At 35.8% G+C, this 332-nt stretch carries 1 protein-coding gene; it reads right to left on the reverse strand.

Annotated elements, in window-relative coordinates; all coding sequences use genetic code 11:
• A partial coding sequence (locus tag NE473_RS30720; protein ID WP_256265607.1) for a DUF3658 domain-containing protein occupies window positions 1–332 on the reverse strand: 332 nt, incomplete at both ends.

Consider the following 332-nt stretch of genomic DNA (forward strand, 5'->3'; position numbering starts at 1 on the left):
CGCAATTTCACGAAGAATGAAACTATCATATATATCTTCTGAAACGCTTTGCAATTTACCATTTAACATTGCACGCAAAGGTGCATTTTCATTTTGAAGTTGATTCCAGTTCATAGTACAAGCTGAAAGAAATACAGGATTAGCTTTCTCTTGTAGAGTTATATAGTTTCCCCATTCGCCAGGAGACACCTCGCCCCATGCTATTTTGGATGTCATAGTATTTTCTTTTCCATATTCCCATGTAGGTAAATTAACCAAATAAATTGTTGTCTGGCAGTTTAATGGTTGAAGTTGTTTCATAAGCCAATACATACCACAAAGCTCATCTGGAT

The organism is Hungatella sp. SL.1.14, from assembly GCF_024460495.1.
Classification (GTDB): Bacteria; Bacillota; Clostridia; order Lachnospirales; family Lachnospiraceae; genus Hungatella; species Hungatella hathewayi.